A 20,703-nucleotide genomic window follows, 5' to 3' on the forward strand; every position below is an offset into this window, starting at 1 on the left:
ATCTAGAGAGCTAGTTCACCTAAAGGTTCTCCTTTTCGTTGAGAGTTCAGGCTGCAAGTAAATCCTCAAAACATGTACTTCAAAGCAAACTGAAGCTGACGCTCTCCCTGGGCATTATTGACCAGGCCAAAGTCAGTGCCGATGCTGGAGTCTGGAGCGACGAGAATCGGGTGATTCAGAGCATTGATGGCTTCAGCCCGGAATTGCAGGCTCTGGCCTTCGATAATGTGAAAGCTCTTCGAGACGCTGAAATCGATTGCCTGCAGTCCGGGACCTGTAAAACTACCAACCTGGCAGTTGCCGAAAGTATTGAGAGCTGGTTGTGAGACGGAGCTTGAGTCGAACCACTGATAGCCGGGTTGACCCGAAAGCGTCGAAGGTCTTTTCGGAGTTTCGATTGGCTGGCCGTTGCAGTCTGCCCGTGGGAATCCTGAGGTTGTTCCCGAGTTGTCGTTGGCCTCGGCCGTGACAGGGAAACCCGTGTGGAACTGTAGGATCGAATTCGCTTGCCAGCCGCCAACAAGAAGGTCGGCTGCGCGATTGATGTTCGACGCGAACATGCGGCCACGGCCAAAGGGAAGGTCGTAGGTTACGAAGCCGTTGAGGGAGTTTCCGACATTTTGATCGCAGCGGCCATAGTCAGCTGCTGGATCGTAAGTATTCTGGAAGAACGCATGGTTGTTGCCTGCCTGCGTCAAATCGGCATTGGTATCGCCATATTCGTAGAAGAAGCCAGATGAATTACCCATGCATTTCGACCAGGTATAGTTGGCCTGGAATTCGAGACCATGGTTGAGACGCTCCTGAAAACTGGCCTGGAGCGCGTTGTAGTTGGAAAACCCAGTCGAAGCGGTCAGACGAGCTTCACCGATTTCCGCTTGGAGCGTTGGATTGAGATAGGGACTGGGCTCTACGGTCCCATTCGCACCCAGCACCTTCTGACTGATAAGAGCGATTGTCATCAGGTGGTCCGTCTTTTGTCCGACATAGCTTATTTGAAAGGTCGAGGAGTTTCCGAACTGGCGTTGAACGGTGAGATTGTATTGCTGCGAGACCGCAGGACGCACGTTGTTGGGATCGAACGCGTGGATGCTTGTCCCCGAAAAGCAAAGGGGCGATAGCTCGATGGCACTAGTAATGGTGCACCCCGAAGTGGGGAAACTCGAAAAGCCTTGATCCAGGGTGGTGGTTGGAAGCGCCTGAGTTCCTCCAGCATAGGAGACGCTTACGGGAATCGTGAAGGGTGGGTTCTGAAAGAGTAGATTGCCCGTACCAGTACTCTCGGTGAAGTTCGATATTCCATAAGCACCGCGAACAACCATCGCTTTATCCGCTTTAGGTTGCCAGGCAAACCCTACTCGTGGCTGGAAGTTCGTGGGACCGTTGTATTGGTTATAGAGAGCTTTGGAGTTGCCGTCCGTTCCTGCAACCTCTACGTCTCCTGTGAAAAGACCGTAGTTTACCGCTTGATCATGAGCATCCGCTCGGGGTGTTACAACCTCATAACGAAGGCCCAGGTTCAGCGTGAGGTTGGGAAGGGCATGCCAATCGTCCTGGAGAAATGCGGCATACAGGGTATTGCGCAAGCTATGCCCGTCCCCGGAGCCCAGGCCGACATTATCCGGAAGGCCCAGCAGAAAATCGGCCTCAGCCCATCCAGCGGCTGCGACCGATGGGTTCCCCGTAAAAGATCCGTCGTAGTTGAATATGCCGGCGAGTCCAGAGTTGCCTACATACAGTATATTCGTGCGGTAGTTGAAGAACTCGAATCCGGCATTGAACGTATGCTTTCCACGAATCAGTGTCACTGTATCTTCGGCTTGTATGACAGTATCGTGGAACTGCGAGACAAGGTCATCACTTCCAAACTGTGGACCGTAGCTTGCCCCGGAGAAGGTCATCAAAGGCAAGAAAGTCTGGTTCGGCGCGGCTCCGGCTATACCAAACAGCGAAGGAAGATTCTGCCCGGTCGGGTTGGTGTAGCCCTGTGTTGCAGGGAAATAGCTAGCCGCGATGCGCGCAGAGTTCTGTAAGGATGTGTTGAAGGTGTGCGTGTAGTCCAGGACACCGTTGTGGAGCGGGTATTCATCGTCGGAGTTTCCGGTGAGCAGTTGGCTGTTGGTGCCGGGATTGGTAATATGCTGCTGCGAATAGCGCCCGTAGACATGGTCTTTTTCACTCGCAACCCAATCGATCTTGATGTCGCCCTGGTCACTATTTGTGTAAGAGTGAGTCAGGTTAATTTGGTTGGCAGCGTCCAGGTCGTTGATCGGTTCTGGGTATAAGGAGGAATTCAGTATCTTCGTTGCCGCAGAACTGAATGGAACATTGATTTGGTTGTTAAGGAAAGGCTGACGGCCTCCCGGCGTTGAGGCCGAGAACGGGTTATACAGTTGCTGCGTAGGATCGGTGCATGTCCCCTGGTTATTGAAACCAGCGGTACAAATGCTCGCGAAATTGCCTTGACGCTCTGCAGCCGTAAAGACCGTATATTGACCTGCAGTTGCCGGCTGGTCGAAGCGTGATCCTTGATAATCTACGAAGAAGAAGAGTTTGTTCTTGATGATTGGCCCGCCCAGCGTTGCGCCAAACTCATTCCAGCGTAGAACTGGCTTGAGACCTGTTCCATCAGGGTTGTTCTGCCCCGGGACGTAGGGTTGCCCTTTGGTTAGCCCATTTTGCCATCTATTTGCATTAAGGGCGTCGTTACGAATGAACTCGAAGGCGTCTCCGTGAAACTGGTTCGTCCCTGATTTTAGAGTGACGCTAATGATGCCACCTAAAAAATTACCGTAGGATGCGGGCGCATTCTGCGAAATAAGATTGAACTCCTGGATCGCATCGACACTAGGGGAGAACGCTACTTCGTTATTGTCTATCTGGTTGTTGTCGCCGCCATCGAGGATGAAATTGTTGACCTGCTCGCGGTTGCCATTAATGTAAGGACGGCCCGATCCGAAGCTCTGCTGCGTACCCGTAAACGATTGCGGATTGGTGCTGACCGCGCCAGGTGAGAGCAGTGTGAGTTGGTTGTAGTTGCGGGTAGCAAGTGGCAGCGTGACGTTCGCTCTGGCGTCGAGGACCGTACCCATATAGGTCTGGTCGGTCTGCAGCAAGGGTGGCGCACTGGAGACTTCGACAGTCTCCGAGGCTCTACCAACAGTCATCGCGATGTCGACGCGTGCCGTCTGGTTCATGACTAGCGTGAAGATTGGGCGCGCTGCTGTGGAGAAATTGGGGGCCGATATTTTTAGCTCGTAGTTGCCAATGGGCAGTGGCGAAAGATAATAGATCCCGACGGAATTAGTCTTCGTCGTATATACGGTATTTCGAGAGGTTTCACGAGCGGTTACGGCTGCGCCAGGAATGACGGCGCCTGAAGCATCGGTTACGGTGCCGGTGATCTTTGCGCTGATGTCCTGCCCAAAGGCAATCGTGCAGCTCATCAGAAACAAGAAACAGCTATAAAGCGCTATGCGTACTTTCATTGAGTCGGCCTCCAAATTTTTACAGCGTCGGGTGAAGCATAGAGATAGCATCCGCGGTTAGATCCGGTCTACACTCGCGTGATACGATCTGCTTTTTTAACTGGTTTCCAAATAGTGAAGCTGGCGTTAAACAAATAAAACTCAAAAGCTAGAGTCCTTGTGGTGTTACGGGGCGTCCGAGTTGGTCAGACGCCCTATAACGATTCAGAGAAGGGCTGGTGAGGGGTTGCGATATTTATCGGGGATCTTCCGAGAGACCAAATGCAACAGTCTTCAACAGAATGCCGTTCGGCATGTCGCCACTCAAGCTCCACGCCATTACGCCCCCCAGCTTCTCTTTTCGTACATAAAGCATCTTGTAGGCCAGCGACTGCGGATCGTCGTATGTCCAGAAATTCGTGCCGTCGTAGAGCCAGGGGGCCTGTGTCACGGGATCCCTGTAATGCACGAAGGTGCTTTCGAGGGGAACAATGGAACTGTAGCCCGAACCCTCTCCAACAGGTGTTCCAGGCTGAAACAGACCATGATCGACATCAGGCACGGCGGTCCATTCATAGCCATAGAAGGGAACCCCAAAGACAATCTTTTCCGGAGCCACACCGGCAGCCAGATATGCCGAGACTGCGGATGCGGCATTGTTCGTCGTGCTCGGATCCCCCGCCGCCTGAAATAGCGGCGCAACCAACCCCGTCGTATTGTTCCAGGGACCATCGAAGTCGTAGGTCATCAGGTCGAAAAAGGTGAGCGAATGCTGCACTTTTTCGAGATCGATATATTGGTAAGCCCAGCTTCCGGCCGAAGACGCAATCGACAGCGGCAACCCCGGCCGTACCTCATCCATCTGGCTGCGAAACTCCTCCAGCAGTCCTGTCAGGTTTTCCATGTCTTCTGCCGACGCGGGGTACTCCCAGTCGATATCGATGCCATCAAAGATTCCCGGCTGTTCAATGCCGGGTGCGAACTTGCCCTTGATGAACATGTCAATGCAGCTCTTTACAAATGCTTTTCTGTTCGCTGGCTCGGCGACGACACTAAAGTCCGCGGGATTGGCACTACCCCCACCAATAGAGATTGAGATCTTGAGCTCTGGAAATCTTCTTTTGAGCTCTTGCAGTTGGTGGAAGTTTCCCACAAATGCGCCTGCCTTAGTAGAATCCGCAATGCCATCAACAGTTTCGTCGGCGGGGAGTGCCTGCTGATAGTCCGCGTAGGTGTCGGAACTAACACACTGATTGTTTTGCAGCTCTGCAAACGCATAGTTCACCTGCGTGAGCAGCTCTGCTGAGCCACTCGTTACAAGGTTCTTCACATTGAAGTTGTTGTAGGTCCCCGATTGCTGGAAGTACCCGACCACCCGGGGCCGGCCTCCATGATCAACCTTTGGCCCTCTTATCTCATCACTCCGTTGAGCCAGCAGAGCGACACTCGTTGCCAGGCATAAAATGGCCGACCAGTATCTGGCTTGTCCGCTCCAACCAGTACAGCAAAACCGAGACGTTCGAGACCAAAAGTCGATCGTAGCGATATGGTTCTTCATACTTTCCCTCTCTCGAAACTTGTAATCGGGATTCCGTCTTGAAGGCGGACCCACGCAGTGGTTAAGCAACTCAGAACCCGGCTGGTAGCCGGGAGCGAAGTAGCCCACTTCAGCCGAAGTGGGCTAATGAAGGTCAGGTTTTCATTAGATTTTCCTTGCCGGAACAGCTTGTTTCAATGGAATGACACGAAGGTAACCGTGGGGCGAATCTTTGTCTAGGTTCCTAACGGCACCTAACCATAGCCACAACAACGTTTTATTGGAATTCGAGGCAGTATGCTTAATTTCCGATCAAAAGATCGGGGTATATAGTCGCATCATGGGCATCGAGAGCAACCTGGGGTTGGGCGACTGCGAAGCCTCTCCGCCGGACGTGGATGTGCGGATCTCCGGGATTCCCGTCGAAGAGATCAGGTCAGCCTTACGCGATATGCTTCGAAGTTCTGCCTTTGCCATGAGCAAACGATGTGGCGATTTCTTAGCTTTCGTGGTTGAACAGACTCTGCTCGGTCAGCACCAGGAGCTTAAGGAGAGGACCATTGGTGTCGCAGTATTCGGCCGTCCGACCATGTATGACACGACCGAAGATGCGGTTGTGCGCATTAAGGCTAGCGAAGTGCGGAAGAGACTGGGTTTTTACTACGCGGATGAGGGAAAGGCGTCCGGGGTATGGATCAGTCTTCCCAGAGGTGGCTATGTGCCGGTGTTTACGCGGCCTGACAACTTAATAAACAAACCTGAGAGTAGAGAATCGGTAGCCACCGTTGTAGCTGCGACCGAGCCGGTTGCACCGACTGTCCAATTGAACGTGAAATCAGCTGTACCGGGTCTCAAGTACAGGTGGCGAATTGGTTCCGGAGTATTGTTGGCAGCGCTTGTTCTGGTTTTTGTCGGGTTCCTTTGGTTCAGACGTACAGCGCCGATATCTGCCTTAGCGCAATTCTGGAATCCAGTTTTTCAGAATCAAAATCCAGTCTTACTCGTGACGACCCCCGTACCTGCCTACGTATCCCATGGTTCCCCAGCAACACAGCAGGGCAAGGCAACGACGGAATATGTGTTGACGACAGATCAGTTTGTTGGACAGGGCGATGTACGAGCTGCGGAGCTGATTTCGACTGCGCTGCAAGGTCTGGGGCACTCGAGTGAAACAAAAGAGAGCAACAACGTTGATTTTCATGAACTGAGCAGGCACTCCCTGGTATTGATTGGGTATTCAGCCACGCAATGGGCGGCAATCACCCAGGGCTTTCGTTTCTCTTTTAGTGACAAAAAGGGCGGGATGATTACGGATCGCGGCCGATTGACCGAGTGGTATCCGCACCACTTGGCTAAAGACCTGCATACAGATGAAGACTACGCGATTGTTTCACGAGTGTATGTCCCGGAGACGCGGGCTATGGTGGTGCTGGTCAGCGGGGCGACGCAATATGGAACCGAAGACGCAGCTGAGCTGGTGACGAATCCCGAGTTACTGAGCACAGCTCTCCGGGACGCGCCGAAAGACTGGCCCAAGAAGAATCTGCAACTGGTGTTGCACCTGAAGGTAATCGGGGATACCCCGGAAACTCCCGAAGTCGTGGCCTCCGAGTTCTGGTAGCGGTCTCGCACCCTACAAATCCATCTGCAAATTCCGGACCGAAGAGCCGCACAAATTTACGCTCCGAGCTACACGGAGGATCTCAGCGTCTGTGACCGGCGCGGCAGGGCGGGGAAGCGCTCCCACCCTCACCCCGGCCTAGGCGGAGCTGCGCCGGATGGTGCTCGATTCGGTAGTCTCTTCCCACACCCGCCGCAACTACGCGAAGGCCCTCGACGACCTGTTTGCGCTCTCGGCCGGTTGGCCTCTGCCCCGGTCGCTCCTGATGGAGTACCGGGCGTATAACGGTCTTGCATTAGGCAGGCTCTGCGGGCCACAGCTTTGTGGTGGTCTTGGATTTGGCCATGGCATCCCGAGTTGAGGAGCAGAAAGCACAATATAAAGAGTTGATCGCAAATTTTTCTTGGGCAGGTAGGTAAAAAATACCGCACCCCGCCGTTAACAAGACATCACAGCGCATCCTCTATGAGATTTTTTACCTCAGGTCGTGGTGTCTCTGCAGTGGGCGTCTTTCGCGCTCCATTAGGGAGCACCGTGTTGAATATGCAATCGGAGCTCGCAGATTCAGCCAAATCAAAGATGACTCGAGAGGACCGGCTGATCCAGCTCTACGATCAGCTTCGTCCGGCGCTTCTGGCCTATCTGGGGGTCTCGGACTTTCGCTTTAGGAGGCCGAGGACATCATCCAGGAAGCGTTTCTTCGTCTGCTCGGTCAGGCTAACTCTAAAGGTGAGCATGAGAATCCCAAGGCCTGGTTGTTTCGAGTAGCGCACAACTTAACCATGGATCTATATCGCGAAGGTCGGCGATTTGAGCAGCCGGGCACGGACGGAAGCGATCTTCTCGAAGGGCTTCTGGCTCCTGCCGACAGTCCCGAAGAGCAAGCGATTCGCAACGAGCAGATGCTCCGTATGCACACTGCTCTGGGTCGTCTGACGCAGCAGCAAAGGGCTGCGGTATTGCGCCAAAGGCTGGAGGCTGGATGAACTCGGTCAAGGTAGTCATGGGTTTTCTGGAGATCGCGGCGGCGATGAAGTTTCTCTCGAATGCAGATCTGATTTGGCATTGGAACATCTTCACTCGCTCGATGGTGTTCTGTATCTGGGCCAGCTGTCTGTTGGTGATTGTTGCCTACTTGCTTGGCTGGTTCCGATTGAACCATGATGGGGAGCAATCGCACGTGTCAGGTGTAGGCGTCGTATTTTCACTTATCTTTCTCGCTGGCTCCATTTGGCTGCTGAATGGACTTGGGGGTAAGAGTCTCGGCGAAGTTGAAGCGTTTCTTCCTCCGCTCCAAGTCTCGACAGTCAATTCGACACCGGTTGCTTCTACCGAGACACCGTGGATCTTGAATGACCTCCCCAGGGGATTGACGGAGGCCAGGGCGCAGGGCAAACTCATCTTCATCGACTTCACCGGATATACCTGTACAAACTGCCGTTGGATGGAGGCGAACATCTTTTCCAGGCCTGAAATCAGAGACAACATGAATCGCTTCGTTAAGGTTCGTCTGTACACCGACGGCGCTGGTAAGGTGTATACCGACCAACAGGATTACGAAAATAAGCACTTTGGGACAGTCGCGTTGCCACTCTATGTGCTGCTGTCAAGCAATGGCGAGACGATCGATACCTTGGCCGGCGTGACGCGAAACGCAAGTGAATTTGTGGCCTTTCTAAATAAAGCCCGCTAAGCGCGCTGCCGCCCAGAGACTATTCGTCCCCGGAGGAGACGATCCGACAAATATTGTGGTTGATCCGGCGCCCAACTAGCGACGTTTTGCGCCGGAATCAATCTACTCACGATTTCGGTATTGAGGCCAACGGCCAGGTCGCCCAAGTGGGCAGCTCTACATTAGGAATAGGCCGAGGACCGCAAGCCGTCGTCTTCGTATCCCACTATATGGGAACGGGACAGTTGCAGCTCCCGCGTTGCTGGGGAACGCATAGACAACATTAGTGTATTCCCTATAATTTCCTTGATATTCCCTGTTCCTGGCTTAGCCTCCTCTAGAGAATGGTTCTGGAGCGTTGTTTTTTTGCGGCACTGGCAGGTGTAAATAATCTGCCGGTAAAGAACGAGACGCAGAATCAGTCCTTGGGTACTGCGGGACTACGTCATTTTTAGGGGCCAGCGCGATTCCACATTGGCGATGTCTCTTCAAGGGGTCGGAATGGCATCGAGCCATCCACTAAGTTGACGATACCTCTCACACCCTTAATTTCGCGATGCCTAAACGCCAGGTGCGTTCGATGAGGCCGTCGGCTGAAGATTTGATAGTGCGTGGCATGCCATAATTTCGGTTCTTCGTGGAACGCCCGCCATAGTATCCGTTCGTAGCAACATCTCAAAATGCCGGACAGGGCCTGATGACGAGATGCCGCAGCTCGACAAGGCCCCTGACATTTTGGGTAGATCGGTTACAAAATCTCCAGCAGCAGCTGTCGCTTCGCCATTCGCTCCTGCAAGCAGGAGCACCTCCCCGTTCTGGTCGGGATTTTGAACGAGGGCGATTATGGCGAAGGAGTAGCCGGTTCCTCCTCCGTTCGCACTGGGGACATAGGTGGCCTGTTCTGCGCGCAGCGGATGGACGTTGCGGATGAACTCAGATCCCATTTTGGGGTCGTAAATGAACTGAAAGTCCAGAGCTCCCGCGAAAAGTGAAAACCACGGATTCGATCTCGGACTGCCTAAAAAGATGAAGTTGTCGCTGTTGCTCAAAAAAGAAAGCTCGAAGCTCCGCGAAGCTTGAACCATTAGCTTCTTCGAAAACGTCTGAGCGATCGCAGCGATCTTTGCCGTGATGGGCGAATCTGGAGTAGCCGCAGAGCTGTCTACTGCCAGAAGCATCTTGCAAAAGCGAATCTGTTCAGGCGTAAGCGCATTCTCTTTCGGCAGGTACTTATGGTTTGCATAATCAGAAAGCGACAAATCTATTTTGGTAATTCCCTGGACCGTATCTATATTGGGATCGCTGGTAATCAGATGAGGCGATGCCGTGGAACGAAACAACGCCGACCACGGAAGGATATGAGCTGCTGCTGAGGAGGGCGCTGGCCTGCTCAGCGATCTCAACCACCACCCGAAGCCAACTGCCAGGATCAGAATCGCGGCTGAACGCCAAATTTGCCAGGACGACCGCTTCTTAGGCTTTCCCTCGGTGGCCAGCAGAGCCAGAAGGCCGGGTACCGGAGGCAGACTCTTTGGTTCCGGTACCACCACATTTTCGGGTGGAATGTCTGGCTTCTGGGGTGGTTCTTCCACCGTTGCAGATGCATCGGCAGCCGTGCTCTGACGGCTTACGCGAGGAATGTACGATCCTAATGGAAGGTCGATGCGAAACGCACAATCGATCCCAAACCAGCCGTAATGCTGTAGCAGCCGCTTCCGTACATCCGAGGCGGTAACTCGAACGATCGCGTCTTCACCGGTGTCGTAGGTAGGTTCCCGTTTGAAGAGTTGCACCCCGATGAGGCGTTCCTTCAACTGATCGAAGTTCCCAGCTATAGATTGTTCAACGATAAATTCAAGAAATTGCCCGCTCCGCTGACTCCCCTTAAAGGCCGGACCCTCCGTGATGTCTTTAAGGAGGCCACGCAGCGTAGCAACCTCCTCTTTCGATTCCACGATCTTCGAGAACGCTTCTTCTCCCCGGCTCGGTTGATTCCGAATCTGCGTTCGTCTCAGGCTTTCAACTTTTTCCATTGCGCAACAAAATCCATCCCCGGACAGGGGGCCCACCACGAACCGCCTACGGCAACCTATTTGACAGGCTCACAGAAATGAATGTCAAGGCAGGTCCAAAAGCGGGATCGGAGATATAGTCCCTTGGGCCTCCTTCTTAGTCGGCTCTCCTAGTCGACCCTGGATACCCAGTGCGGCCCATATGGGCAAAAGCTGGCCCAATTGTTGCGCTATCCGGTCTGTACCTACCGTTTCGTTGTTTTATTACCTTGTAAGTGTTTATTTATCAAATACATGCGGCGACGTTAGGGGATTATCTAACCTTGCACCGAGCCGCCTGGAGGTCAAGTATTGCATTACTTACGAAAGATTTGCCAGACGACTTTGGAGGCTCCAAATGAGTACCGCCCTTTTGCATCACCGACACCCATCCCTCGTTCCAGAACGGAGGGGGTTCCCAGCTGTCTTCAGTCAGTCTCTGCGATTTTTCTTGCTTGCCGCTGCCTTTTTGGGTCTTCTTTCAGTTCCGGGATTCGCCCAGGGAACGAGCGCCAGCGTGACTGGGGTCATCATCGATCCTTCCGGTGCTTTATTGCCCGGCGTTACGGTTACCGCACAAAACACGGACACCACCCTGAAGCAGACCGCCGTCTCTTCGGCCTCGGGACTTTACTCCATCGCTCCTCTCCCTCCCGGACACTACCGCTTCACGGCAGTAAGCGGTGGTTTTGAGACCTACAATCAGCTCACAACGCTGACGGTGGGCCAGGCAGTCACGCTGAACTTTACCCTGCAGGTCGGTCATGCGTCGCAGAGTGTTACGGTCGACACCGGCGAGATTCTCCTCAACACCACCAATGCTGAGATCAGCAACGTCGTCGACCAGGCCTCGATCACCCAGCTTCCGTTGAACGGGCGCGATCCTGCAAGCCTTATCTTCCTTTCACCGGGTGTGACGAACGTGTTGAACACCTCCGCCGGAACTCTCCCTACCAGTGCAGCCTTTCCCAACGAAGTGGGCGGGTCGGGTAATGGTGGAGAGCAGGGAAGTACCTATGCCCTGTTGGATGGTGTGCCGAACATGGATTTTTACGACTTGCTGATGGCTCCCTTTCCAAATCCAGATGCGACGCACGCCTTCCGTGCGGTCACCAACAACTACAGCGTGCAGTATGGTTTTTCGCCCTCGGCCATCATCAACATCGAGACCAACCCGGGATCGAACAGCATCCACGCCGGAGTCTTTGAGTTCATCCGCAATGGAGCGCTCAATGCCTCAAACTGGTTCAGCGGCGCCGTCGACGGTCTGAAGCAGAACCAGTTCGGCGGCTACATCGGCGCGCCCATCATCAAGGATAAGCTCTTCGTCTTCGTCAACTACCAGGGCACGAGAAAAAGCCTGGCGTCAGCAACCGAGACCTCTAATACGCCTACAGCCGCTATGTTGAATGGCGACTTCAGTGCGCTCCCTTTCACTTTGAAAGGCCCGTTTACGACTGTGAACGGAGTGAAGAATCAGATTAATCCTGCTCTCTTCAGTAAAGCGGCGGTTGATATCGCCGAGCAAGCGCTGCCCCTCGGGCAGGATCCCTCAACGGGCCTGGTCACTTTCTCAGGGCCAACCGTCGATAGCTCTCTGAACGAAGGCACGGCGCGTCTGGACTACATCATGTCCGACAAGATGCGTTTCTTCGCCCGCAGTTTCATTACAAACTTCAACGATCCAGCGGTTAATGTGAACGGAAACATCCTCGCAACGGCGGTTGCAAACAGCGGCCGCTTCTACAACGAAGAGATCAGCAACACCTGGCTGCCTTCAGCGACCCTGGTGAACACGGTCTCTGCCGCGTGGATCAGCCTGAACGTCGGCGATGGCAGCCAGGTCTTTACCAAGGCCGGAAATCCTTTCTGCCTCTCTGAGTACATCAACGTAGCTGATCCTCCGGGCTGCTTCACCATGAACCTCGACGCAAACTTCAGCGGCCCAAACGCGCAGCCGAACGCCACAGCGAGAACCACGTGGTGGATCTCCGATGACGCCATTAAGACACTTGGAAAACATACCCTGCAGTTTGGTGGCGCCTTCGCACACCAGTATGAAAACAACCAGACGGACTATCCGGCTCAGCCGATCATTAGCTTCAACGGTTACTACACAGGCTATGCAAACGCCGACTTTCTCCTCGGCCAGGTAGGCAGCTTCACCCAGGGTGCGTTCCAGAACTCGCCTACACGAGGTGTCCAGTTCGCGCTCTATCTGCAGGATCAATATCACGCGAGTAAGAAGCTGACGGTGACTGCCGGCCTTCGCTGGGAGCCCGATTGGGCTGCAACCTCGATCAATGGCGGAGCTGGATTCGTCCCCGGACAGCAAAGTGTGCGTTACCCGAACGCTCCGGCAGGACTTATCTTCCCCGGAGATAAAGGACTCAACTCAACCCTTCGTCACTCCAGCAACACCTACTTCGAGCCCCGCGTATCTGCTGCTTATCAGGCGACACCGAGCACCGTAATTCGCGGAGGCGTCGGCATCTTCGTCTCTCCGTTGTCGTGGGCTTTCTACAATCACGTGATCGGTGTTGCGCCGATCGCTCCGCTCTATTCCTTCTCGGCGACGGCGGCCAATCCGATCAGCTTCCAAAATCCATGGGCCTCTTTCGCTCCGACCGGCGGCACCAGTCCGTTTCCTTCCTTCGCCACGAATCCGAACGTTCCGGCCAACCAGGCAATCTTCCTCACGCCGATGGCCATTGGATCAGTCTTCTCTCCCAACTTCCGCCTGGGCGTGACGCAAACTTGGAACGCTTCGATCGAGCAACAGGTGACCAACGCTGTTGCCCTGCACTTCGCCTATGTTGGAAGCCAGAATTACCATCAGGCAACGATCGTCGATCAGAACCCCGGCATCTATGCCAACGCCAGCAACCGCACCACCTACTCTAATTTCTCGTACATCAATCAGGTAAACGACGAAGGAACGACGTCGTATCAGTCGATGCAGCTGGGCGTGACTACTCAGGTATTCCATGGCCTCAAGGTGGATTCGCACTTTACCTGGTCGAAGACTCTTTCTCTCAGCGACTCCGGCAACACGGCCTGGCATGGCGGACTCGGAGATCCGTTCTCCGACCCAGCCGATAAGCGTTGGAACCGCGGTATTTCGTCGGTCAACATTCCGTTGATTTCGGTCACAGACTTCATCTACACCACTCCGAGCCTCCGCGGTCACAACACGCTGGTCAAGTCCGTCGCGGGTTCCTGGGAGGTAAGCGGCATCTGGAGCGCGCAGTCCGGCTTGCCATTCTCGGTCGAAGGCGGCAATGGTGGAGATAGCTCGGGATCGCTGCAGTACTCTGATCGCGCAGACATCGTGCCTGGACAGCCCTTCAGAGTTCATCAAGGTCCGAAGTCACAATGGATCAAGCAATACATGAACACGGCAGCTTTTGCTCCTAACAATCCTGGAACCTTCGGCGATAGCGGCAAGAATATCCTGCAGGCTCCTGGGACGAACTCCTGGGACATGGCCTTGATGAAAAATTTCAAGGTCAGCAATGATCGGTACAACGTCCAATTCCGTTGGGAGATGTTCAACGCCTTCAATCATCCCAACTTCGGCCAGCCAGACAACACCGTAACTGATCCTAACTTTGGACAGATCACCTCCATCGGTGCTGTAGCGCCGCGAGTGATGCAGGGAGCGTTGAAGCTGTCGTTCTAATTTACCCATCGTCATTCGACTTGCAGAGGCGTGTCCGTTTGCTATCCAATAACAGCAAACGGGCACGCTTGCATAAGAATTGAAATCGAAGTGTCGTCACGGTGGGCCGATTCCACTGAAGAACCCCGATCATGCGTTGATAGCAAAGCCCAGGGCGGCTTGCCACGCTACTTAGAGAAAGAGGGTCGTCCTGCTCCGCAAATGTATACAAGGTTCGCTCCTATTACTTGGCATCTTTGCCGCACGTGCTGGTGCCCAGGTGGAGTATGTCGATCCAACTATTGGGAATGTCTCGATTCTCCTTGCGCCTACTCAGCCGGCCGTCTACCTGCCGAACAGCATGGTGAGAATGTATCCGCTGCGTTCCGATCCGCTCGACGACCGCATCGAAGGTTTTCCCCTTACGATCAGCTCTCATCGTGGGGAGGAATTATTCACTATCATGCTTGGCGATGGAACTGCTGCCGCGTATGACCAGCAGGTTGCGACGCCATATTTTTACTCTGCGCAATTCCTCGAGTCGAAATCTACGACTGAGTTCACCGCGACCGAGCGTTGTGGTTACTTTCGCTTCACCTCTCCCAGTGGCAAGGTATCGCTGGTGCTCTCGAATCGTGTCGCGGGAGACCTCTCTCTTCACGACAGCAATATCGTAGAGGGCGAAGAGCAGTTTAATGACATGAAGGCCTACGTCTATGGGGTCTTCAGCAAAAGGGTCGTCTTCACAAAGAGTCAGGATGGCGCTCAGCAGCATCTGCTTGTCTCCGCCAACGGTGGCGACCTCGAGTTCCGCTACGGAATTTCCTTCATCAGCACAGAACAGGCAAAGAGCAATCTGCAGCATGAGATTCCAGGTCCCGGCTTTGAGCGCGTCAAGGCTGCGGCGAAGGCTCGCTGGAACGATACCCTCGGCCGCATTACCGTCGAAGGTGGAACCGAGGCGCAGCGCCGTGTTTTTTATACCGCGCTCTATCGCAGTTCCGAACGCATGGTCAATATCACGGAAGATGGAAGATACTACAGCGGCTTCGACCATCGCGTTCACACGGACACGCGCCCGTTCTATGTCGACAACTGGCTGTGGGATACCTTTCGAGCGCTTGAGCCGCTGCAGACGATCCTCAACCCCGACGCAGAAGCAGACAAGCTGCAATCCTACGTGCGCATGTATCAGCAGGGTGGCATCATGCCTACATTCGCTGTTGTCTCCGGTCCGCTCGCCTGCATGAACGGCAATCATTCCGCCCCTTGGTTTGCGGATGCATGGTTTAAAGGTGTGAGAAACTTCGATCTTGGAACAGCTTATGAAGGCGTTCGCAAACGCTCTCTCGATAGCACGCTGCTCCCGTGGCGACTTGGCCCTAAGACTCCACTTGACGATTTTTACAACACTCACGGATACCTTCCGGCGTTGCGCCCGGGCGAGCAGGAAACCTATCCGCAGGTCGCTCCCTTTGAGAAGCGCCAGCCCGTGCCCGTTACGCTGGGCAACAGCTTCGATGACTGGTCCATCGCCCACCTGGCACATGTTTTGAACAAGCCCGAAGATGAGCATCTCTTCATGACACGTGCGACCAATTACAAGAACCTCTTCCGAACGGACAAGTCCATGATGTGGCCGAAGGATGCTGCCGGCAATTGGATTGAGCCATTGGACCCCAAATTCGATGGAGGCATGGGCGGACGTGACTACTATGACGAAAACAACGGATACACCTACACCTGGGATGTCGCTCACGACTACGCAGGCCTTATCGACATGATGGGAGGCACGCAGAGGGCAGAGGCCAACCTCGATCAACTCTTCCGTGAGCCACTAGGCCGCCCCAGGTACGAGTTCCAGGCCAAGTTTCCTGACTCAACCTCCATGGTGGGCCAGTTCTCGATGGGCAACGAACCAAGCTTTGCCATCCCCTACATCTATGATCGCCTGGGCGCTCCATGGAAGACACAGGAGCGCATCAGGATGCTCCTGGAGACGTTCTTCACAGACACCTTGCAGGGAATTCCCGGAGACGAAGATGGTGGAGGAATGAGCGCCTTTGTGGTCTTCTCGATGATGGGCTTCTATCCTGTCACCCCTGGCATCCCGGTGTATGACATTGCCAGCCCTGTCTTCCAAAAGGTCACGATTCATCTTCACAGTGGTAAGGGCTTTGTGATCGTCGCGCGCAACTCCTCCCGTCAAAATAAGTACGTGCAAAAGGTCGTGCTGAATGGAAAACCGCTCGATAAGATCTGGTTCCGCCATACAGACATCGTCAATGGAGGCACGCTGGAACTCACCATGGGAGACACGCCAAATAAGGAGCTCGGTTCAAACCCAAAGCTTTTTCCGCCTGATGCACTGAATGTCAATCCGGCAGATTATCAATAGGAGCAGCATGCTCGCTCTGTATCAGACGAAGCGCTGAACGCTGCATCGCAGTTGAGGAACATATGTCATCTTTCAATCGTAGGAAATTTCTCAGTGGCTCGGCCGTAGCTGGAGCAACCCTCATGGCAGAGGCGCAAGGTTTCGCTGGCGTAGGTAAGTTGTTCGAGTCGTCCCGTCCACAACCTCGGCTGTCCGGCAATCGATTCGTGACCTTCTGCATCATGATCCGAACCACTCCGTGGGAGGTATCGCGCGATGTGAAGTTGCTGGATCGAGATGAGTCGACCTGGCATACCCTGGATGGTGTCCGGGCCATGCGTGAAGCGTTTTCGCGTTCCAATCCCGATGGCAGAATGACCTGGGGTTTTACGCTGAACGCGCTGGAGGACAAGCGGACAAATTACCGCCAGATACGAGACTACGCTGTCGAGTGCCATGAGCGATTCGGAGATGAGGTCTCCTATTTTCCTGGGTACTTCCCGGCGATGTATCTACCTCGCGAACGAGTCAACCGGGAGATGTCGGAGGCCATTCAGATTATCACGAGCTTCGTCGGAAATGGCTATCGCCCGCAGGCGATCATGGGCGGCTTTCTCTCCGCCGATAATCTTGCCTATCTCGCGCAGAAGGAAGATATCCATACAGCGCACGCCGTTATCTGGTCGCAACATGCAATCGATGGCGGAGGCGCTGACGGATCACCCTCGTATCCCTTCTATCCATCCACGCAACACTTCTGTAAGCCCGCGCAGAGCAGCGCCGACTTCATCGATTGCGTCAATCTCGATGGTTGGACCGTCGACTTCATCTGTGCCCGTAAGAGCGGTGCGCTCGATCACAAGATCACTGGTTACAACAGCCGCCGCGGCGTTGGGCCCATCGAAACGTACGTGGGATGGGGAATAGACCTGGGACACCGCGAAGTAATGCATACGCAGTCGATCCATTTCGACGAAGGCTTTACACGTAACAACTGGGGCTGGGTGACGAACATTTGGGAGGCCCAGATGGTTCATGAGTTCGGGAAAGATCTTGTCTGTTCGGCGCTGGAGCGTTGGGTGACAGATACCAAAAAGCGCTGGCCTGATACGCACTTCGTGAGCTTCGGAGAATTCGGTTCGATTTGGCGAGCCGAACATAAAACGAATGAAACCTGGAACTACAGCTTCCTTGAACGCGGCAGCGGCCTGGGTGACTCCTACAATAACCTCGAGATTGAGTGGTTTATGAACAAGCACTTCCGGCTGGCCTTTCTCCGCGACTGGCACGAGAATACGCCCAGAAAAGTTATCGACTTCACCCGCTATGATCTCGATGCTCATGAACCACCAGATCCCAGCCCGGAGCATCCGGAAAAGTCCTGGGATCTGATGAATCGTATCAACCAGAAGCAGCTTCGACCGCAAGATACGCCTGTCCTGCTGAGCGAAATGAGCCTTGAGGACCGAGCATTTATCTTTAACACCCTGCCAGCCCTGAAGAAATACTAGGGTTGGCTTCTTTGTGCTGCACTGCTTGGGTACTCTGGCATCGTAGCCGTCCGTATTCCCTTGTTCTTCCTGTAAGCGATAAAAGGAGAATCCTTATCGATTTTCTACTGAAACAATACGAAAAAGCCCGCGATTCGTGGGCTTTTCGTATCAGGATTGAACCTGCCCCACACCAAGATGGGCTCGCCGCTGGCGAATAGCGCTGGCGAGATTTCGCAGGAGCCCTTGCGTCTCGGGCCAGTCGATGCAGGCGTCGGTGATGCTTTGTCCATAGACGGGCGCCTTGCCGTTTACGAGAGTCTGTGACCCGGCGACGAGATTGCTTTCGATCATGACACCCATGATCCGACGATCACCGTTCGTGATCTGTTCTGCCACGTCGCGGCATACAGCACCCTGCTTGCGATGATCCTTGCCGCTGTTGGCATGGCTGCAGTCGATCATGATCCGCGGTTTCACGCCGGACTTCTCCATCTGCTCGGCGGTCGAAGCGACGGCAGCGGAGTCGTAGTTGGTGACCTGCCGGCCGCCGCGAAGGATGACGTGGCAATCGGAATTGCCGGAGGTCAGAAGAATGGCCGATTGTCCGGTCTCCGTGGTTCCCAGGAAGGTATGCGGATGGTTCGCGGAGAGGATCGCCTCAATCGCGATCTGGACGTTGCCGGAGGTGCCGTTCTTGAAGCCGACTGGGCAGGAGAGGCCGGAAGCGAGCTGGCGATGGACCTGGCTCTCAGTTGTGCGTGCGCCGATGGCGCCCCAGCTTACGAGATCTGAGACGTATTGGGGCGAGATCATGTCGAGGTACTCCGTGCCAGCAGGCACGCCCATCTCCGCCAGATCGAGAAGCAGGCGACGAGCGATTCGCAGCCCGTCACTGATGCGAAAGGATTCATCGAAGTAGGGGTCGTTGATAAGCCCTTTCCACCCAAGGGTGGTACGCGGCTTCTCGAAGTACACACGCATCACGATCATGAGTTCGCTGGAAAGCTCTGCGATGGCGTCCTGCAGCAATCCCGCATATTCCTTGGCGGCAGCCGGGTCGTGGATAGAGCAAGGTCCTACAACGACAATCAGGCGATCGTCCGCCTTATTGAGGATGTCGACGATATGACGACGTGCTTCGAAAACGGTGCGGGATGCGTTATCCGTGAGGGGCATCTCCTCTTCGAGGAAGATGGGAGGAATAACGACTCTGCTGGATCTGATCCTGAGGTTATTTGTGGGATATGTCATGGCCGTCTATCAGGATACTAGGTATGGCTCGTCCTCTCACACATTCAATCTTTGCTAAGGCGCCAGTACCTGCGTCTGAGGGCAGGTTCACTGTCGGACGAGAACGAAAGCGCTGCACGATTTCAACCACGCTGCCAAGATGGTTTCGCCTCTTCAGCTGCCTTCGATAAACAAGTTTATTTATGAAAATACAATTCAATATTCAAATTGACAATGCCATGTGGCATATGAGAAATTGTCTCCCGGTTTCGGAGTCGGTCTTTTCGTTTCTCCAAATCTCACAGCAGCCCGCATTCCATCCAAGAGAAATTCTCCAAACTCAGGACTGCGACGAAACGCTCATTCCCGGGCCTCATGTGCAGTTTGATTCCTTTGTCAGCCTCACCACCGGAATGCCCGGCTTGATTTACAGCAGTGAGTAGGAGCGACGCCGGAATAAGGAAAGCAGGAATACCCAAGCGGCGTATGTCTGAACTCAAAGATAAACGCGTTACATTAGCTTCTCACAGGCACGAAACATCGGTGAATCCAGCTGCCACTGGCATTCAAAAGCAAGTACCGGTGAAGCGTGTTCCGCTCTTCTGCAGCGGCATTTGCGGACGTATAGTTCGCTACCGAGGACTGGAAAATGGTTACATCATCGGCTGAAGTTCTTTGGACCGCACGGTATGACTACCAGCCGCAAACAAAACTTGCGAAGCACGAGCACGCCTACTTTCAGATGATCTACTTCGTATCGGGCTCTGGCTCCGCCTATCTGAAACAGCGAGAATACCTCATCAAACCAGGCTCTCTCCTATTAGTGAAACCCCATTCGGTTCACTCACTGAATCCTTCGTCACTGGTCAAGACACTGGATTTAAAGTTTGTAGTGAAAGACCGCTGGTTGCGAGGCCGATTAATGCGTGCAAGTGAGTTGCACGAAGAGAATGATCCGGGAATCTCCACTCAGTTTGAGCGTATCCGGCACGAAGGCGAACACCAGGGTTATCTCCATCGCGAGTTATGCAACTTATTCCTCGGTGAAATTTTGCTTCACTATTTACGGGATGATCAGTCACAGGAGAAGCTTTGCACGAATGACCATGTGGACCATCCCCTATACGGCAATCGAATTGTTCAACAGGCGACCACTTTTATCAGGGACCATCATGCCCAGGATTGTACCCTCCTGCAGATCTCACGAGCCGTGGGGAAATCTGACCGACATGTCCGACAACATTTCAAGGATGTTTTGGGTATCTCCCCCCGACGCTACCTGCTTCAGTACCGCATCCAGAAAGCCAAAAATCTTATTGAATATTCAAGCTATTCGTTCAAGGAAATAGCAGACAAGGTCGGATTTAAGACGGTGCATCACTTTACACGGGCATTTCACGAGGTTTGTGGAGAGACCCCTGGAGCGTGGCGACGTAAGTATCAGGACGGCATCTGCAAAGACGTTTATATCGATCCGCAATTCGTTAACACTATCTGGACTGTTTCGGAAGACGCTGTAAGAGATAGCCTGGGAAGCCTTCGTGCAATTGCCTGAGCTGCTATCAGTGCTTGAGTCAAGTATATCTGGGTAAAA

General features: G+C 53.9%; 12 protein-coding genes. 8 read left to right on the forward strand and 4 right to left on the reverse strand.

The features are described 5' to 3' along the window. Positions 1-65 precede the first annotated feature (65 nt). Complete coding sequence (locus GSQ91_RS12665; RefSeq protein ID WP_158821918.1) at positions 66-3,488, reverse strand: TonB-dependent receptor; 3,423 nt, start codon at positions 3,486-3,488, stop codon at positions 66-68. A gap of 235 nt (positions 3,489-3,723) precedes the next feature. Continuing rightward, complete coding sequence (locus tag GSQ91_RS12670) at positions 3,724-4,842, reverse strand: glycoside hydrolase family 18 protein (protein ID WP_158821919.1); 1,119 nt, start codon at positions 4,840-4,842, stop codon at positions 3,724-3,726. 502 nt (positions 4,843-5,344) lie between these two features. On the opposite strand from GSQ91_RS12670, the gene GSQ91_RS12675 reads away from it, so the two are divergent. The 4 genes from GSQ91_RS12675 (at position 5,345) to GSQ91_RS12690 (ending at position 8,318) form a co-directional block, all read left to right on the forward strand. Continuing rightward, positions 5,345-6,625, forward strand: a complete 1,281-nt coding sequence (locus GSQ91_RS12675; RefSeq protein ID WP_158821921.1) for a hypothetical protein — start codon at positions 5,345-5,347, stop codon at positions 6,623-6,625. Positions 6,626-6,782: 157 nt separating this feature from the next. After that, positions 6,783-6,986 carry a hypothetical protein gene (locus GSQ91_RS12680; RefSeq protein ID WP_158821923.1) on the forward strand — a complete coding sequence of 68 codons (204 nt, stop codon included), beginning with the start codon at positions 6,783-6,785 and terminating at the stop codon, positions 6,984-6,986. A 319-nt stretch (positions 6,987-7,305) separates the two neighbouring features. Then, positions 7,306-7,611, forward strand: a complete 306-nt coding sequence (locus GSQ91_RS12685; protein ID WP_158822228.1) for an RNA polymerase sigma factor — start codon at positions 7,306-7,308, stop codon at positions 7,609-7,611. Next, positions 7,608-8,318, forward strand: coding sequence for a thioredoxin family protein (locus GSQ91_RS12690; RefSeq protein ID WP_158821925.1), 711 nt, complete (start codon positions 7,608-7,610; stop codon positions 8,316-8,318). The genes GSQ91_RS12685 and GSQ91_RS12690 overlap by 4 nt, the downstream gene beginning before the upstream one ends. A gap of 539 nt (positions 8,319-8,857) precedes the next feature. Here GSQ91_RS12690 and GSQ91_RS12695 read toward each other — a convergent pair. After that, positions 8,858-10,330: a hypothetical protein gene (locus GSQ91_RS12695; protein ID WP_158821927.1), complete on the reverse strand. Its 1,473-nt coding sequence runs from the start codon at positions 10,328-10,330 to the stop codon at positions 8,858-8,860. A 487-nt stretch (positions 10,331-10,817) separates the two neighbouring features. Between GSQ91_RS12695 and GSQ91_RS12700 the strand changes: the two genes are divergently transcribed. The 3 genes from GSQ91_RS12700 to GSQ91_RS12710 all read left to right on the forward strand — a co-directional run bounded on the left by GSQ91_RS12700 (position 10,818) and on the right by GSQ91_RS12710 (position 17,897). After that, positions 10,818-14,030 carry a TonB-dependent receptor gene (locus tag GSQ91_RS12700; protein WP_216845208.1) on the forward strand — a complete coding sequence of 1,071 codons (3,213 nt, stop codon included), beginning with the start codon at positions 10,818-10,820 and terminating at the stop codon, positions 14,028-14,030. 259 nt (positions 14,031-14,289) lie between these two features. Next, positions 14,290-16,407, forward strand: a complete 2,118-nt coding sequence (locus tag GSQ91_RS12705; RefSeq protein ID WP_254064535.1) for a GH92 family glycosyl hydrolase — start codon at positions 14,290-14,292, stop codon at positions 16,405-16,407. A 122-nt stretch (positions 16,408-16,529) separates the two neighbouring features. Further along, positions 16,530-17,897 carry a DUF3863 domain-containing protein gene (locus tag GSQ91_RS12710; RefSeq protein WP_254064537.1) on the forward strand — a complete coding sequence of 456 codons (1,368 nt, stop codon included), beginning with the start codon at positions 16,530-16,532 and terminating at the stop codon, positions 17,895-17,897. A 150-nt stretch (positions 17,898-18,047) separates the two neighbouring features. Here GSQ91_RS12710 and GSQ91_RS12715 read toward each other — a convergent pair whose 3' ends face one another. Beyond that, positions 18,048-19,130: a 3-deoxy-7-phosphoheptulonate synthase gene (locus GSQ91_RS12715; RefSeq protein WP_158821933.1), complete on the reverse strand. Its 1,083-nt coding sequence runs from the start codon at positions 19,128-19,130 to the stop codon at positions 18,048-18,050. Positions 19,131-19,758: 628 nt separating this feature from the next. On the opposite strand from GSQ91_RS12715, the gene GSQ91_RS12720 reads away from it, so the two are divergent. Beyond that, entirely contained in the window at positions 19,759-20,664 is a 906-nt protein-coding gene (locus tag GSQ91_RS12720; RefSeq protein ID WP_158821935.1) for an AraC family transcriptional regulator, read from the forward strand. Positions 20,665-20,703 lie beyond the last annotated feature (39 nt).

Source organism: Granulicella sp. S156, assembly GCF_009766105.1.
In the GTDB taxonomy this organism is placed as follows: Bacteria; Acidobacteriota; Terriglobia; order Terriglobales; family Acidobacteriaceae; genus Granulicella.